We start from the raw sequence: 15,187 nt of genomic DNA on the forward strand, positions 1-15,187 counted from the left end.
CAACCGGTGCGGCCGGAGGCGATCGGTCGCGTGACGGCCTTTCGGGCGGCGGACCGGCCGCGAGCGAGCGGTGGTCAGGCCGGGGGAGGGGCGGTGCTGTCCCGCACGACCAGTTCGGTGGGGAGCAGGACGCGCTGCGGCGTGGCGGGTTCGCCGGTCCGGGCCGCAGCGATCGCCGCGGTGAGCGCGGCGGCCGCGGCCCGGCCCTTCGCCTCGACGTCCTGGCGCACGGTGGTCAGCGCCGGCCGGACCTGGACGGCCAGCGGGTTGTCGTCGAAGCCGGCCACCGAGAGCTCCTCCGGGACGCGGATGCCCAGGTCGGCGGCGACCTGGAGGACGCCGTAGGCGACCGCGTCGGAGAAGCAGAGGATCGCGGTGGGACGGTCCGGGCGGTCCAGCAGCAGCCGGGCGCCCGCCTTCGCCTGCTCCAGGGTGATCCCGGTCTGCCGGGCGATCAGCGGCCTGACGCCCGCGGCGTCGAGCGCGTCGAGCCAGCCGAGCAGCCGCTGCTTCGACGCATGCCCGTCGATCGCGACGTCCTCGGGGGTGACGATCCCGTGCGGACCGTGCAGACCGGACATCAGCAGCCCGATCTCCCGGTGTCCCAGGTCGACGAGGTGCCGGGCGGCGGCACGGGCGCCGGACCGGTCGTCCACGTTGACGCTGGAGATGCCGTCGACGGGATCCTGGTCGACGTAGACCAGGGGCAGCCGGCGGCGGAAGAGGTATTCGACCGCCGCCGACGTCGGATCGCAGGAGTAGACCAGCGCGCCGTCCATCGCGACGTCCCGAGCCGGGATGACGTCGCCGCGGTCGGACGAGGTCAGCAGGGTGATGGCCAGTCCGGTCGGCCCGAGCTCCTCGGCGATCGCGCCGAGGAAGCCGGTGGCGACCAGGTCGGTGAAGGCGAAGCGCAGCGACGAGGTCAGCAGGACCCCGACGGCTCCGGTGGTGCCCTTGGCCAGGGCCCGCGCCGCCGGGTCCGGACCGACGTAACCGAGTTCCCGCGCGGCGGCGAGGATCCGCTCGCGGAGCACGGCGGAGAGCTGGTCCGGCTTGGAGAACGCGTTCGACACCGTCATCCGGCTCACGCCGAGGTGGTCGGCGATCGTCTGCAACGTCACCCGTGGCGCCATGTCACCGCCGATTCAGCCCGATCGGTTGCCGTTCGCCACCGGCGGCCGCGAGCGCGACCGCCGGCCGGGACCGGCGCCGGCCGCGGTGCGGGGCGCCGGTGGCCATTGACATCGCCAGGCTAACAGGCGGGGAGGCGGGTCAGGTCGGCGCGATCACCCGGGCGGCGTGGATCAGACCGTCGGCCAGGGCCTTGCGGACCCTCCGGACGCGCCGCGGGCGCTCGACGTGCGGGACGACCGGCGCACCGGGAAGGGCGCTGGCGTACTCGTGGGTGACGCCGTTGACGGCGAGGACGAAGGCGGCGGGCATCTCCACGGTGGTTCCCCTCTTCTCCCGATTTCTCTATACCGGTAAAGTAAGCGCTTCTTCTGTACCGGTCAAGAGATTTTCTGTAGCGGTACAGAATCCACTGCGGCCGCCCGTCGCCTCCTGGGCGTCGCCGGCCTCGTTGTGGTGGAACCGCGGCGCTGAGAGGATCTTCGCCATGCCTGTCTTCTCCGCATATGACGGAACCGATCTCGCCTACCACGTGTTCGGAGAGGGCACCCCGGTGGTCTGCCTGCCGGGCGGCCCGATGCAGGACTCCGCCTACCTCGGCGAGCTCGGCGGCCTGTCCGCGCACCGCCGGCTGATCATGGTGGATCCTCGGGGCACCGGCCTGTCCGCGACGCCGGAGGACGCCGCCTCCTACCGATGCGACCGGCTGGTCGGCGACGTCGAGGCCCTGCGCGCGCACCTCGGCCTCGACCGGCTGGACCTGCTCGCGCACTCCGCCGGCGCGAACCTCGCGGTGCTCTACGCCGCCCGGCACCCCGAACGCGTCGGCAGGCTCGCTCTGATCACTCCGAGCACCTTCGCCGTGGGCATCGCCGCCACCGGGGAGTCGCGGCTCGAGGTCGCGCGGCTCCGCGGGGACGAGCCCTGGTTCGGGCCCGCCTTCGCGGCCCTTGAGGCCGTCATGGCCGGGGACGCCACCGAAGCGGACCGCAAAGCGATCGATCCCTTCTTCCACGGGCGGTGGGACGCGGCGGCGCAGGCCCACCAGGCGGCCCAGGACGGCCGCCGGAACAGGGAGGCGGCGGCGGTCTTCGGCGCCGAGGGCGCGTACGACCCGGACGCCACACGCACGGCGCTCGCCGCGTTCGGCGCGCCGGTGCTGCTGCTCGCCGGAGAGGTCGACCTGAACACGCCTCCAGGGGTCGCGGCCGAGTTCGCCGGGCTGTTCCCGGACGCCGAGTTCGTCGTGCAACCGGAGGCGGGCCACTTCCCGTGGCTCGACGACGCCGGCCGGTTCGTGGCGACGGTCGCGAGGTTCCTGGGGTGAACGCCCGCCGGCGCCGGGCGGGTGGCCGGGATCGGTGACCCGGCTGCCCGGTCCGGGCGGCGCCGGTCGGCCGATGGGTGACATCGGCTGCCCGGCCCGGGTGGCATCGGGTGACCCCGACCGCCCGATAGGGGGACTCGGGCCGCCCGATAGGGGGACTCGGGCCGCCCGATCGGAGGACTCGGGCCGGCCGGTCCGGGTGGCGCCTTCGCGGAAAAACGGGTGGACACGGTCGTTAGCGTGTCGGGTATGGCCATCGTCGATGTCGATCGGTTCGTCGCCGACGGGTTCGTCAAGCTGGAGGCGGCCGCTCCCCGCGAGGTCGCCGACGCCGCCCGGGCGCTGCTGTGGCAGCAGATCGGCCTGTCGCCGCACGACCCCACCGGCTGGAAAGAGCCGGTGGTGTGGGCCTCGGACCTCACCGGCGAAGGGCCTTTCGGGGAGATCATGGGCAGTGCGCGGCTCGCCGGGGCACTGGACGAGATCTGCGGGCCGGGTGGCTGGGGGCCTCGCGGCGCGCTCGGCATGGTGCCGGTGCGGTTCCCGCGTCTGGATCCCGCCGACGACCGGGGATGGCACATCGACGCCAACGCCGCCCAGCCGGACGGCACCTACCTGTGCAGCGGGAGGCCGGAGACGATGCTGCTGCTGACCCTGCTGTCGGACGTCGGTCCCGACGACGCGCCGACCCGCATCCGCGTCGGGTCGCACCGGGACGCGGCCGCGGTGCTGGCCAGCCGCGTGCTCGACCCGTTCGAGGCCGGGCCGCTGGTGGACGCGGCCAGTTCCCACCGCCCGCCGGCCTACGCGACGGGCCGGCCGGGCGACATGTACCTGGTGCATCCCTTCACCGTCCACGCCGCCGACGAGCACCGGGGCGACGAGCCGAGGTTCATGGCCCAGGCGCCCGTCTTCCTGGCCGAGCCGGTGTCCCCGGAGGGGAGCAGCGCACTGGCCCGGGCCATCTCCGATGATGTCTGAAACCGGGCCGTCGCGGACGGTGCCTGAACCGGGCCTCCGTGCGCGGTACGGATGACGCGGGTCGACATGACCGGGTGCAGCCCCTCCTCGCGTGACGGGTGCCGGGCGCCTGCCGTTCCTCCGCGGGGGTCCCGCGTGGCCTTGGACCGATGGATCGGAGACCGGAGCGGAATGACCTGCCACCTCGTCGCACTCTGTGTCGACGCGCACGATCCACTCCGTCTCGCGCGGTTCTGGGCCCGTCTCCTGGGCTGGAAGACGGCGGGCGGCCTCCGGGACGGCGTCGCGCTCCTGCCGGTCGACGACACCGGGTTCCGGATCCGGTTCCTGCCGACCCGGGAGCGGAAGGCCGGCCAGAACCGGATGCACTTCGACCTGACGAGCACGTCCCCGGAGGACCAGCGGCGGACGGTGGCGAGGTCGCTCGGGCTCGGCGCCAGGCACATCGACATCGGCCAGCGTCCGGAGGAGGGGCACGTCGTGCTCGCGGACCCCGAAGGCAACGAGTTCTGCGTCATCGGGCCGGGCAACGCCTTCCTCGCCGACTGCGGATTCGTCGGAGCGCTCGCGTGCGACGGTTCGCAGGAGGTCGGATACTTCTGGAGCGAGGCGCTGGGCTGGCCGTTGGTCTGGGACCAGGACCAGGAGACCGCGATCCGCTCGCCGTACGGCGGTCCGAAGATCACTTGGGGCGGTCCGCCGCTGATGCCGAAGACCGGGAAGAACCGGCTGCACTTCGACCTCGCTCCACCCGCCGGCGGCGACCGGGAAACGGAGGTCGACCGTCTCGTCGCCCTGGGGGCGACGCGCGCCGGCACCGGTCGGGGCGGGACCGACCGGGTGGTCATGGCCGATCCCGACGGCAACGAGTTCTGCGTGCTGACCCCGCGATAGCGGGAACGACCCTCGGTCCGTCCGGCCCGTCCCGGATCCGGACGGGGCGCCGCGGCGGAGCAGGGCACCGGAGCCGGCGAAACCGGCGGGCCCGGGGGCGAAACCGGTGTGAAGCCGTGACGAAGCCGATGGCGTGGAGGCTCTCCTCGGACGCCGGGAGATACCCGGCGGAGAGAGGAGACGCGTCATGGCGGACCCCAGCGCCGTCCGGGCCGACGACCTGGTCAAGGGCCTCAGCGCCGTCCGGGCCGACGGCCTGGTCAAGGTCTTCGGAGACGTCCGGGCCGTGGACGGAGTCGACCTCCACGTACGGCAGGGCGAGATCTTCGGGGTCCTGGGCCCCAACGGAGCGGGCAAGACCACCACGCTCCGGATGCTCGCCACCCTGCTGCCGATCGACGGCGGCCGCGCGGAGATCTTCGGCGTCGACGTCCGGCGGGACCCCCACCGCATCCGTCAGCTGGTGGGCGTCACCGGCCAGTACGCCTCGGTGGACGAGGACCTGACCGCCCGGGAGAACCTCTGGCTGTTCGCCCGCCTGCAGGGCCTGGCCGGTGCCCGGGCCAGGACGGTCGCCGGCGACCTGCTCGAACGCTTCGGCCTGCAGGAGGCGGCCGACCGTCCCCTGTCCCAGTTCAGCGGCGGCATGCGCCGCCGCCTGGACCTCGCGTCGAGCCTGATCACCCGCCCACCCCTGATCTTCCTGGACGAGCCCACGACAGGTCTCGACCCGAGGACCCGGGGCCAGATGTGGGACACCATCCGCGAGCTGGTCACCGACGGCTCCACCATCCTCCTCACCACCCAGTACCTGGACGAGGCCGACCAGCTGGCCGACCGCGTGGCCGTGATCGACCGGGGCCGGAAGGTCGCCGAGGACACCCCCGACGCCCTGAAGACCCAGGTCGGCGACTCGACCCTGCAGCTCCGCCTCGCGGACGGCTCCGACACCGCCCTGGCCGCGGACGTCGTCCGGCGGCTGCTGGGCGAGGACCCGGTCCTGACCCCGGAGTCAGGACGCATGAACGTCCCCCTCCCCGACCCGGACCGGGCCGCGGACGTCCTGATCGGCCTGCGGGAGGCGGGCCTCGGCATCTCCTCGGTCAGCGTGGCCAAGCCGACGCTGGACGAGGTCTTCCTGGCGCTGACCGGCCACGGCGCCGACGACGAACCCGGGACGGACGACGGATCCCGGACGGACGACGAATCCCGGATGGAGGCGGCCCGATGACCACCCCGAGCACTGTGACCCCGACGAGCCCGGTGAGCCCGGTGACCCCGGCCGCCCCCGCCCCCCGGCGCATCGACCCGTCCGCCGCGGTCACCGGCACCACGCCCCACAACTCGTTCCGGGAGACCTGGGTCCAGACCATGGCGATGGCGTGGCGCGCCCTGAAGAAGATGCGCCGCAAGCCCGAGCAGTTCTTCGACGTCCTCATCCAGCCCCTGCTGTTCACCGCGATGTTCGCGTTCATCTTCGGCGGCGCGATCTCCGGCAGCGTGGCGGACTACCTCCCGGTGCTGATCCCCGGCATCCTCGCCCAGACGGCCCTCACCGTCTGCATGGCGACGGGCGTGCAGTTGCGCGAGGACATGGACAAGGGGGTCTTCGACCGGTTCAAGTCCCTGCCGATCGCCCGGATCGCCCCCCTGGCCGGCCCGATGGTCGCCGACCTGATCCGGTACGGCATCGCGTCGGTGCTGACCCTCGTCACCGGCCTGGCCATCGGCTACCGCCCCGGCGGCGGCGTGCTCGGCTGCGTCGGCGGCGTCGCCCTCACCGTGTTCGCGGGCTGGTCGCTGGCATGGATCTTCACCTGGCTGGGCACGGTGGCGCGCTCGGCGCAGAGCGTCCAGGGCATCTCGATGATGATCATGTTCCCGCTCACCTTCCTGTCCAACGCCTTCGTCCCCGCCGAGACGCTGCCCGGCTGGCTGCAGGCGTTCGTTAAGGTCAACCCGGTCTCGCACGTCGTCTCCGCGGTGCGCGACCTGTTCAACGACGGCGCCGTGACGGCCGAGGTCGGCTGGGCGGTCATCGGCTGCGTGGTCGTCATCGCGGTCTTCGCCCCGCTGGCGGTCCGCTCGTACTCCCGCAAGATGTGACCGCGGGCCGCGGACGGCGTCAGAGCACCCGCTCCAGGACGGCGCGGGCCTCGGCCAGCAGGTCGGGGCCGCGCCGCTCGCCGTACTCGGCCTCGATCCGGGACATGACGCCGGGGGCGAGGCGCTCGGCGTGCGCGGACAGCACCGGCCACTGCATCGTCGGGGTGAACCGGTTGTAGGCGAACCGGTCGGCGAGTACCAGCAGCCGGACCGCGTCCCCGGCGGGCACCGCCTCCTTCAGCAGGCCCCAGACGCCCAGCCCGGCGAGCACCATCCCCACCACCGGGTAGTCCCTGAACGTGTGGTCCGGGCCGAGCACGATCAGGACCTTGGTCCGCAGCGACTCGAACAGGTCCGCGCCGTCGTCGCCGTCGCCGTACTGCGCGAACGCCGAGATCGCGAAGGCCTCGCCCACGACGGCCCAGGGGGTGAAACCGTTCGGGGCGTGCGGGACGCGCAGGTCCCGGAGCAGCTCGGCGGCCTCGCGGTGCAGTCGCAGCCCTTCGGTGATGTCGCCGTCGACGAGGGCCAGCTGGGCTCTGGCCACGGCGACCGACAGGACCTCGCCGTGGGTGCTGCGGGAGGCGAGCGCCTCCAGGTCGTCGATCATCCGCGCGGCCTCGTCGCGGCGGCCCTCGGCGAGCGCCGCCATGGCGAGGGCGGCGCGGATCTGGACGGCGTCCTCCACCGCGCCGAGGCGTTCGAGCACCGGGAGCGCCTCGGCGGCGTGCCGGGCGGCGGGGACGAAGTCGCCGGAGTTCGCGTGCAGGCCGGCCAGCTGGGTGTGCAGGGCCGCCCGGCTCCAGGGACCGCCGTCCTCATCGGTGAGTTCGAGGGCGGCCCGGGTCGCTTCGATCGCGCCGGCCGGGTCACCGGCGTTCTCCCGGCCGTGGCTCAGGAAGTGCAGCGCGATCCCGCGGACCAGAGGGTCGGGATCGCAGGTCAGCCCTTCGATACCCGCACCGGGGTCCGCCATCATGGTGAGCATCACCGTCACCAGCGCCCGGACGGCCGGATTCGCCGAGTCGGCGCCCAGCCCGGACAGCATCCGCGCGAGCGTCTCGGCCTCCTCGAAGGAGAAGACGACGGTGTTGAACAGCGCGATGCTCAGGACCACCCGGGTCCGGTCGAGGAGCCGGGGCGGCGGTGTCCAGCCGGTCAGGGCGGCGGCGACGGCCGGGGTGAGGACGATGCTGCGCGGATGGTCCCCGCGGATCGTCCAGTAGCCGCCCAGTGCGGCGAACAGCACCACCACCGCTTCCGGATCGGAATCGGCGAGGGCCTCACGCAGGACGTCGCCGAGGTTCGTCTCCTCCGCCCGCAGCCGGTCCATCGCGTCGATCTGCTCCGGCGAGTACAGCCGGACGCCGTGCCGGTCGGCGTAGCCGACGGCCCACGCGCGCACGGCGGCCCGCGCCCCGTCGGCCTCACCGGCCTCCTCCAGCCGCATCCGGCCGAACTCGCGCACCGTCTCCAGCATGCGGTACCGGACGCCGTCGGCCGTCTCCACGACGGTGAGCAGGGACTGCTCCACGAGCTCGGTGACGTCGCCGAGAGCGCCGTCGCCGAGCACCTCCTCCGCCGCGTCGAGGGCGAAGCCGTCCGGGAAGGCCGAGAGGCGGCGCAGGGCCCGGCGCTCCCGCTCGCCGAGCAGGTTCCAGGACCAGTCGATCACCGCCAGCAGCGTCTGGTGCCGCGAGGGGGCGCTCCGGTCACCGCCGCGCAGCAGCGCGAACCTGTCCTCCAGCCGGCGGGCGATCTCCGCCGGTGACATCACCCGCACCTTCGCGGCGGCCAGTTCGATCGCGAGCGGCAGGCCGTCCAGGCGCGTCACGACGGCGCGCACGTCGTCCTCGCCGAGGCGCACGCCGGGCCGGGCCGCGGTCGCGCGGTCGCCGAACAGCTCGACGGCGTCACCGGTCCCCAGCTGGGGGAGCGGATAGACGCGCTCGGCGGCGATCGCCAGCGGTGCCCGGGTCGTGGTGAGGACGCGCAGTTCCCGCGTGGTCGCGGCCAGATAGGCGACCAGGTCGGCGACCGCCTCCACCAGGTGCTCGCAGTTGTCGAGCACCAGCAGGGCGGGGGCCAGGTCGAGCTGCCGGGCGATCCGGGCGCGGACGTCGGAGAGCTGCCGCGGGGTGAGCGCGCGGCGTCCGGTCACCGAGTCGCGGACGCCGAGCGCCGACCCGACCTCGCCGACCAGGTCCTCGGGCGCGGTCACGCCGACCAGCTCGACGAGGTGCACCACGGGCTGCGGTGCCTCGCGGGCGACGGCATGGGCGAGGCGGGTCTTGCCGAGCCCGCCCGGGCCGAGGATCGAGACCACCCGGGACGCGCCGAGCAGCGCCCGCACCCGCCGGAGGTCGTCGTCGCGGCCGAGCAGCGGGGTCGTGTCGAACCGCACGCCGGCGCGCACGGGGCTGTCGAGCGCCAGCAGCTCGCGGTGGATCCGCCGCAGCTCCGGCCCGGCGTCGGCGCCGATCCGGTCGCGCAGGTCCGACCGGTAGCGCTCGAAGCGGTCCAGCGCGGCACCCGTCCCGCGCACCGCCGCCTCGCTGCGCAGGAGGTCGGCGAGCAGCCCCTCGTCCTCGGGACGGACTCGCACGGCCTCCTCGAGTCCGGGCAGGGCGGAACCGTGGTCGCCGCCCCGGCTCCGGGCCCGGGCGAGCACGACCCGCGCGGACGCCAGGTCGCGTTCCGCGCGGCGGCGCACCTCGGCCAGCGGGCCGTCCCCCTCGGGGGGCAGCGTTCCGGCGCCCAGCGCGAGCGCCTCCTCCGCCGCCGCGGCCGCCGCGGCCGGATCCTCGGCGAGCAGCGCCCGCGCCCGGCCCGCCAGACCGTGCAGCAGGGCGGCGTCGACCCGGTCGGGCGGCACTCCGAGCCGGTAGCCGCCGCCTTCCGTGACCAGCGCCTCCGGTCCCGCGACCGACCTGGCCCGGGAGACCAGGACCTGCAGCGCCTTCGCCGGATTGGCCGGCTCGTCGTCCCCCCAGACCTCCGCCACGAGCCGGTCCGCGTGCACGGCCCGGCAGGAGAGGGCGAGGGCGGCGAGCAGCGCCTGAGCCCTGTCGCCGACCACCGGCCGCCCCCGCCACCGCACACCGTCGAGCAGGCTCAGGGCGATCGGCATGGCCCAAGTCTAGGCTCCGCCGAGCCGTCCGCCCGGCCCGCGAGCATGCCGGCGTCATGGCGAGGACGATCACCGTCGAACGGCCGGCGGTCGAGCCGCGCCCACGGCGGAACCGGCGTCCGGGCCGCCGGAATCGCACGTGAGCTGGTGCGCGCGCCCGTCAACTTCTGGGCGGGCAAGGCGGACGTGCAGATCGTGCTGACCGTCCCGGGTTCCCCGCTTCTCGAGGTGGAGAAGGAGGGAGCCCGTGTGGCGACGGCGAAGGACAGGGAGGCCGTCGTCGAGAAGATCCTCCAGGTGGTGGACGCCGAGAAGATCCATTACGAGGACAGTGCCTTCGCGACGAAGGTCCGGGCCTCCTACTGCCCTGATCGGCTGTGCGGGTTCGGTCCCGACCCGGCTGATCAGGAGAGCCTCTATGTCAAAAGTGATGATCCCGGTGCGGTCGAGAAGCTGAGCAGCGCACTGGGCGACACGCCGGGCGTGGATTTCGTTTTTCCGGTCCGTCCTGACGTGTTGTGACCGGCACGGGCCGGGGGCCGGGGGGAGAACGGCCGACTGAGCCGCCGGCCCGGAAACCCCTGTTCGCGGCCCGTGACGCATCCCCATGGCGCCACGGAAACCGTCACCGTCACCCTCGGCGCCGACCACGGCCGGGCTCGCCTCCTCGGTGACACCGGTGGAAGCGAGATTTCCGACCGCTCGGCCGGTCCTCGTCACCCTGTGCGCCGGCACGCTGATGGCACGGCGATCCGGCGTTCCGGCGTTCCGGCATGATGATCGGGTGAGTACCGGCAGTGTGAGGATCGGCGACCGGTTCCGGGATCCGCTCGTCCGGGTGGACCGGTTCGCGGACGACGTCCTGGTGCGTTGCCCCGCTTGCGATGGTTGCGCGGTTGTGCTGAGGAATCTCGGTGACCCTGAACACGCGCCGAAGAGCGGCTCCGGGGCGCTGGAGGTCCGTCGGCGGCTCCGGTGCGGGGCATGTGGGTCGTTCAAGGACGAGTTCACCTCGGCGTCCCTGATGGGCGGGCCGGTCGACCCCTTCTTCCGGCTTCCGCTGTGGCTGCAGGCCGACTGCCGCGGCCATGTCCTGTGGGCCTACAACGTTCGGCACCTTGATCTGCTGGAGTCCTACGTCGCGGCCCGGTTGAGGGAACGACGCGCGGTGCCGGGTTCGATGAGCATGCTGGCTCGACTTCCGAAATGGTTGAAGTCGGCCAAGAACCGTGACGAGGCGTTGCGGGCCATGAACAGGATGCGGGCGTCACTTCCCCATTCGTGACGGTCCGGTGACGCACTCGCCCGCCGACCTCCTCGGCGCCCGAGCGCCCCGCCGGAGGCGCCGGATTTCCCGCAAAGGGTGTTCGGAGCAAGCTCACCCTGTGAGGTGGGAGCGGGGTGGTCGAGCCCGGATGTGAAGCCGTTACGGCCATTCGATTCGGATGAGGTAGACCTCGCGTTGTTCGTCCAGCGCGATGTACGTCGCGAGACCCCGTTCGCCGAAGGCGTGGGTGAGCATGTTCGCCTTGGGGTTGGCGGGATTGTACGGTCGCCCGCTCCACGACGCGATCTCCAGGAGGGCGAGAAGTTCCGCGAGCGGGCGCAGGGCTTCCTCGGGGAGTTCGGCGATCTGTTCCTCGGCGATCGGGTCGAGCAGGACGTGGTACACCTACAGCTCGATTCCGCGCTCCGTCAGAACCTCACGCCACGATCTGCCCCGGCGGGATGGTTCACCGACGATGATCTGCTCGGCCCTGGCGTGCATCCGGCGGCGTCCTTCGGGGTCCTTCGCCGAGTCGCACGCGGAGATCCACCAGCGGTGGACGAAGGCGTTCAGCGCGCTGAGATCCAGGCTGACCCGGACTTCATCGAGTACGGCTCTGAGCCCGGCGTCGAATGCTTCGCGGTCTTGAGACGTGACCAGAGCGGCGCGGATGGCACGCAGGTTCTTCTCCGGTGCCGGTGGGATGGAAGCGGGGAAGTCCTGTGGCTGCGCGATCATGTGGCGGCTCCTCTCGCTGGCTATGAGCTTACAGAGGAGAGACGGAGAGACTCCCGGATTCACCGCGCTGGCGGTGGATCTCCGGGGAGGGCTCGCAGGCTCCAGAAACGATCAAGGCCCGGGTCGGGAATGTCTCCCTGACCTGGGCCTCGGTGTGTGGAGCGGGTGACGGGAATCGAACCCGCGCTGTCAGCTTGGGAAGTGCATCGATCATGCCTCGTAGAGCGGCTGAGCTGGGCCTCGGGCGGGTCATGAGTGACCGTGGTTGACCTCTCTTCACCCTGGCTAATGGCCCGCCAATGGCCCGAAGTCACTCGTCCCACTCATCGTGATCAAGCACGAGGTTCGCGGAGCCTGGCGTCAGGTCGCCCCGGGATGCCTCTAGGTGGAAGTGGAAGCTAAGGGGTGTATCGGGTTCGGAAAGCGTCAGAAGGAGTTCGGCTAGAGCACGGAGCGCGATCTTGTCTCCTTCGATCACGACTTCATTCCCGTAGGATCTGACGCTCAACGGATGATCTATAGGCCATGACCTGGTGACTCCAGAGCCCGGAACATAGGCGGGGATGCGGACGGTCACGGGCCTGGTCGCGTCTGGACGATCGCTCATTTGATGAGTGTCTACGTCAATGCACCCTCATGCACCCCACCCGCCTGATCATCCCGTCTGCCGTCGACCCGCCCGCAGGGGAAGCAGGGCGCGGGCCGGGGCGCCAGGTGGAGCGCCCAACTGGACGAACGACCTGGCGCCCCGGCCCGTGGTCTGCTCGGCTTGTCCCGGGTCGACGGCGGACGGGATGATCAGGCCCCTACCCCAGCCACCGACAGGCCGGCGGCGATGAGCACGCCCGGGGTGGTCATCCCGGAGCCGGAGCGCCCCCGCCGGAGGCGTTGTAACGTCGCCGAGTGGATCGCTACCTCTCCGATGTTCCTCCGGGGCTCACTCGCAGGGCACGCAGCTTTGTCCAGGTTCATGGCCTGCGGGTGGATTCCCTGAAGGTTAATCAGTATCGGGACGGTTGGCTGTCCTCGGGTATCCCGGAATCTGAGATCGATTGGGTCGCGGAGTATGCGGCTCGCTGGGGTGGGCTTGTGCTTCCTCCGGCTCCGTATTACGACGGCGGTCCTCGGGTCCTGTGCCCGGATATCCCGGAAAGTTCACCGGCTGAGGGGTGGTGGTTCGAGGCCGGTGTGCAGCGGACCGCGGTGCCTTATTCCTTCATGATCGGCCCTGGTGGTGAGTTCGGCGTTCACGGTTACCGCTGGGTGCCGCTGCACGCGACGGTCGAGGGCTGGGTGGAATCGGTGGCCCTGGCCTATCACGCGGCCGGGTGCGCCAAGAAGATCGTGAAGGTTACGGGAGATGAGGTCGAAGCGATCCGGCTCGAAGGTCATGAGCCGGTGCAGGAGGTCGCCGGGCTGGCGGATACCTGGTGGAGGGGACCGGATTCGCTGGTGGCGATCTACAGAGGGGAGGCGGAGTGCATGTCTGCTCCTGTGTGCCGGACCGCGTTCGTCTATATGGGCCTGAACCGCTGGGGTCTGTATGGCTGAGCTCTGCCGTGGCAGTGAGCGGACGTGTGATCCGTCTTAGGTTGGCGGGGCGGCTCGGGTACGGCGACTGATGGTCGGTACGGTGGGGCCGGCGGTCGGTGCGCGGCCCGAGTGCGGCCCCGGCCGTGACCGGCCCCCAGGCCGCATGCGCGGCCGGGGTCCGCGACGCTGGGCCGTGCGGCGGCGCGCCGCGCCGCCGCCTTGATCTAATCCGTTCATGGGTTTCCGGACTCTTGCCGGTGTTGTATGCCACGATTGACGCATGGCGAAGTTGGGGCGGCGGGCCACCTTTGAAGAGCGCCTACGGGCGTGCCAGCTGATCGAAAGCGGCACGTCACCGGATCTGGTCGCCGAGATCCTCGGCTTCGGCCGCGCCACCGTCTTCGAATGGCTGCGCGAGTACCGCACACTCGGCCCCGACGGGCTGCGCACCAAGAAGACCCGCGGGCCGGCGGCCAAGCTGACCGACACCCAGCTCACCCGCCTGCATGCGCTGATCGTCGGTACCGACCCCCGGCAGCTGAGCTTCGGATTCGCGCTGTGGACCCGGGCGATGGTGGCCGAGCTGATCCGCCGCGAGTTCAAGGTGAAACTGTCGCCGGTGAGCGTCGGCCGCGTCCTGGCCAGACTCGGCATGTCCCCGCAGCGCCCGCTGCATCGCGCCTACCAGCAGAATCCGGCCGCGGTGACCGAATGGAAGCAGCAGACCTTCCCCGCGATCGCCGCCGAGGCCAAGCGGCTGGGCGCGGTGGTGTTCTTCGCCGATGAGGCCGCGGTGCGCACCGACCACCACGCGGGCACCACCTGGGCGCCGATCGGCCGCACGCCGGTGGTGGCCACCACCGGGGCCCGCCGCTCGGTCATGATGATCTCGGCGGTCAGCCCGCGCGGCGAGCTGCGTTTCCAGCTGTTCGACCAGGGCTTGGACGCTGATGCGTTCATCGGGTTCTGCAAGCGCCTGCTCGCCGATGCCGACCGGCCGGTGTTCCTGATCGTCGACAACTCCCGCGTCCACCGGGCCAAGAAGGTCAAGCAGTTCGTCGAGGACAGCCAGGGCCGGCTGTCGCTGTTCTTCCTGCCGCCGTACTCGCCTGAGCTGAACCCGGACGAGTGGGTGTGGAAGAACGTCAAGCACGACCGGATCGCCCGTGCCTCGGCGCGCAGCGTGGAGGAGCTCAAGACGCTGGCGCTGGGCGCGCTGCGGCGCTTGCAGAAGCTGCCCGCGCTGGTGCGGTCCTTCTTCGCCGATCCGCATCTGGCCTACATCGGAGAATGCCTCTGAAGAGTCCGGAAACCTATGAACTGGTTAGATCCCTACAAGAATAATTCGGCAACGTTCACGGAGCGTGTCGAGTCACTGCTCGATAATTAATCGTTCGTGTATTCGTTTAGCGATCTCAGGGGATCGCTTCCTGGGAATAGAGTATCGATAATCACTAGTAGGAATACGACTGCTATCGCTGTCTCCAGGGCTATGCCGCTCGCGCGGCCGGGAGTCGCATAGTCGCGATCCGGTGCATATGCAACGTCATGCTCTGACGTCTGCATCAAGCTTTGCTGGGCGGCGAGGGGATCTCCATGAACTAGACTATTATATTTAGTGACTGCGGTCGTAAAGTCTGCAAGGATTTCTTCGCTTGCTCCCGGCATTAAAGTGATAAGGCGTTTTTGTAGGCTGGGGCGTTGTCCGTGCGGCCAGCCGGCTTCCCATAAATCAACAGCTTCGCTATTCTTGCTTAGATAGGATAGAGTCGCAACTCTCTCTATCAGAGGGCGAAAGAGTGCCATCGCTGACAGAAGATAGCCTTCCTTGATTAGCTGTCTTATGCTCTTTGCTATGCTGCTTGATGCGGGGATAAGTTGAAGTGAAGATTTTTGTAGACGTGTAAGGTCGCCATCGTTTCGGACGCTCTCGCCAAGCTGGAGGATACGAGCATGGAGAATCGCAAGTTTTTCGTCTAGAAAACGCACTCCTGATAGCGTTGAGTAGGGATCACCGATTGGTCCGGGCTGCACACTCATTGCTCTCCCTGTAGGCTATGAATGCTGTCAAGTGCAG

At 70.8% G+C, this 15,187-nt stretch carries 16 protein-coding genes; 9 read left to right on the forward strand and 7 right to left on the reverse strand.

All coding sequences use genetic code 11. The features are described from left to right. Positions 1–74: 74 nt before the first annotated feature. Entirely contained in the window at positions 75–1,124 is a 1,050-nt protein-coding gene (locus HS048_RS06980; RefSeq protein WP_196466486.1) for a LacI family DNA-binding transcriptional regulator, read from the reverse strand. A gap of 151 nt (positions 1,125–1,275) precedes the next feature. Then, entirely contained in the window at positions 1,276–1,452 is a 177-nt protein-coding gene (locus HS048_RS06985) for a hypothetical protein (RefSeq protein ID WP_157237460.1), read from the reverse strand. Positions 1,453–1,621: 169 nt separating this feature from the next. On the opposite strand from HS048_RS06985, the gene HS048_RS06990 reads away from it, so the two are divergent. The 5 genes from HS048_RS06990 (at position 1,622) to HS048_RS07010 (ending at position 6,442) form a co-directional block, all read left to right on the forward strand. Next, entirely contained in the window at positions 1,622–2,461 is an 840-nt protein-coding gene (locus HS048_RS06990) for an alpha/beta fold hydrolase (protein WP_068896358.1), read from the forward strand. A 249-nt stretch (positions 2,462–2,710) separates the two neighbouring features. Then, the gene (locus tag HS048_RS06995) at positions 2,711–3,442 is read left to right on the forward strand and encodes a phytanoyl-CoA dioxygenase family protein (RefSeq protein ID WP_196466487.1); all 732 of its coding nucleotides are present in this window, start codon (positions 2,711–2,713) and stop codon (positions 3,440–3,442) included. A 171-nt stretch (positions 3,443–3,613) separates the two neighbouring features. After that, positions 3,614–4,336 carry a VOC family protein gene (locus HS048_RS07000; RefSeq protein WP_196466488.1) on the forward strand — a complete coding sequence of 241 codons (723 nt, stop codon included), beginning with the start codon at positions 3,614–3,616 and terminating at the stop codon, positions 4,334–4,336. Positions 4,337–4,523: 187 nt separating this feature from the next. Then, positions 4,524–5,567 carry an ATP-binding cassette domain-containing protein gene (locus HS048_RS07005; RefSeq protein WP_196466489.1) on the forward strand — a complete coding sequence of 348 codons (1,044 nt, stop codon included), beginning with the start codon at positions 4,524–4,526 and terminating at the stop codon, positions 5,565–5,567. Continuing rightward, positions 5,564–6,442, forward strand: coding sequence for an ABC transporter permease (locus HS048_RS07010; RefSeq protein WP_196466490.1), 879 nt, complete (start codon positions 5,564–5,566; stop codon positions 6,440–6,442). The genes HS048_RS07005 and HS048_RS07010 overlap by 4 nt, the downstream gene beginning before the upstream one ends. 19 nt (positions 6,443–6,461) lie before the next feature. Here the strand turns inward: HS048_RS07010 and HS048_RS07015 are convergent, their stop codons facing one another. After that, complete coding sequence (locus HS048_RS07015; protein WP_196466491.1) at positions 6,462–9,572, reverse strand: BTAD domain-containing putative transcriptional regulator; 3,111 nt, start codon at positions 9,570–9,572, stop codon at positions 6,462–6,464. Positions 9,573–9,719: 147 nt separating this feature from the next. On the opposite strand from HS048_RS07015, the gene HS048_RS07020 reads away from it, so the two are divergent. Next, positions 9,720–10,094 carry a hypothetical protein gene (locus tag HS048_RS07020; RefSeq protein ID WP_196466492.1) on the forward strand — a complete coding sequence of 125 codons (375 nt, stop codon included), beginning with the start codon at positions 9,720–9,722 and terminating at the stop codon, positions 10,092–10,094. A gap of 157 nt (positions 10,095–10,251) precedes the next feature. Next, entirely contained in the window at positions 10,252–10,857 is a 606-nt protein-coding gene (locus tag HS048_RS07025) for a hypothetical protein (protein ID WP_196466493.1), read from the forward strand. 141 nt (positions 10,858–10,998) lie between these two features. Here HS048_RS07025 and HS048_RS07030 read toward each other — a convergent pair whose 3' ends face one another. The 3 genes from HS048_RS07030 to HS048_RS07040 all read right to left on the reverse strand — a co-directional run bounded on the left by HS048_RS07030 (position 10,999) and on the right by HS048_RS07040 (position 12,184). After that, positions 10,999–11,244 (reverse strand): hypothetical protein, encoded by a 246-nt coding sequence (locus HS048_RS07030; RefSeq protein ID WP_196466494.1) that lies wholly within the window; start codon positions 11,242–11,244, stop codon positions 10,999–11,001. Further along, the gene (locus HS048_RS07035; RefSeq protein WP_196466495.1) at positions 11,245–11,577 is read right to left on the reverse strand and encodes a DUF6247 family protein; all 333 of its coding nucleotides are present in this window, start codon (positions 11,575–11,577) and stop codon (positions 11,245–11,247) included. A 310-nt stretch (positions 11,578–11,887) separates the two neighbouring features. After that, positions 11,888–12,184 carry a hypothetical protein gene (locus HS048_RS07040; protein ID WP_196466496.1) on the reverse strand — a complete coding sequence of 99 codons (297 nt, stop codon included), beginning with the start codon at positions 12,182–12,184 and terminating at the stop codon, positions 11,888–11,890. A gap of 296 nt (positions 12,185–12,480) precedes the next feature. On the opposite strand from HS048_RS07040, the gene HS048_RS07045 reads away from it, so the two are divergent. Further along, positions 12,481–13,128, forward strand: coding sequence for a hypothetical protein (locus HS048_RS07045; protein WP_196466497.1), 648 nt, complete (start codon positions 12,481–12,483; stop codon positions 13,126–13,128). A 262-nt stretch (positions 13,129–13,390) separates the two neighbouring features. Next, a complete protein-coding gene (locus HS048_RS07050; protein ID WP_196466498.1) occupies positions 13,391–14,410 on the forward strand; it encodes an IS630 family transposase in 1,020 nt (339 codons plus the stop codon). An 86-nt stretch (positions 14,411–14,496) separates the two neighbouring features. On the opposite strand, the gene HS048_RS07055 is transcribed toward HS048_RS07050, so the two are convergent. Next, a complete protein-coding gene (locus HS048_RS07055; RefSeq protein WP_196466499.1) occupies positions 14,497–15,150 on the reverse strand; it encodes a DUF5677 domain-containing protein in 654 nt (217 codons plus the stop codon). Between the last annotated feature and the right edge of the window lie 37 nt (positions 15,151–15,187).

Source organism: Planomonospora sp. ID91781 (assembly GCF_015711595.1).
Lineage (GTDB): Bacteria > Actinomycetota > Actinomycetes > Streptosporangiales > Streptosporangiaceae > Planomonospora > Planomonospora parontospora.

Excerpts from the sequence above, each read along its gene's own strand:
- HS048_RS06990 (WP_068896358.1), top strand. The coding sequence starts at position 1,622 with ATGCCTGTCTTCTCCGCATATGACGGAACCGATCTCGCCTACCACGTG.
- HS048_RS07055 (WP_196466499.1), bottom strand. The coding sequence starts at position 15,150 with ATGAGTGTGCAGCCCGGACCAATCGGTGATCCCTACTCAACGCTATCA.
- HS048_RS07015 (WP_196466491.1), bottom strand. The coding sequence starts at position 9,572 with ATGCCGATCGCCCTGAGCCTGCTCGACGGTGTGCGGTGGCGGGGGCGG.
- HS048_RS07005 (WP_196466489.1), top strand. The coding sequence starts at position 4,524 with ATGGCGGACCCCAGCGCCGTCCGGGCCGACGACCTGGTCAAGGGCCTC.
- HS048_RS07010 (WP_196466490.1), top strand. The coding sequence starts at position 5,564 with ATGACCACCCCGAGCACTGTGACCCCGACGAGCCCGGTGAGCCCGGTG.
- HS048_RS06995 (WP_196466487.1), top strand. The coding sequence starts at position 2,711 with ATGGCCATCGTCGATGTCGATCGGTTCGTCGCCGACGGGTTCGTCAAG.
- HS048_RS07040 (WP_196466496.1), bottom strand. The coding sequence starts at position 12,184 with ATGAGCGATCGTCCAGACGCGACCAGGCCCGTGACCGTCCGCATCCCC.
- HS048_RS07035 (WP_196466495.1), bottom strand. The coding sequence starts at position 11,577 with ATGATCGCGCAGCCACAGGACTTCCCCGCTTCCATCCCACCGGCACCG.
- HS048_RS07050 (WP_196466498.1), top strand. The coding sequence starts at position 13,391 with ATGGCGAAGTTGGGGCGGCGGGCCACCTTTGAAGAGCGCCTACGGGCG.
- HS048_RS07000 (WP_196466488.1), top strand. The coding sequence starts at position 3,614 with ATGACCTGCCACCTCGTCGCACTCTGTGTCGACGCGCACGATCCACTC.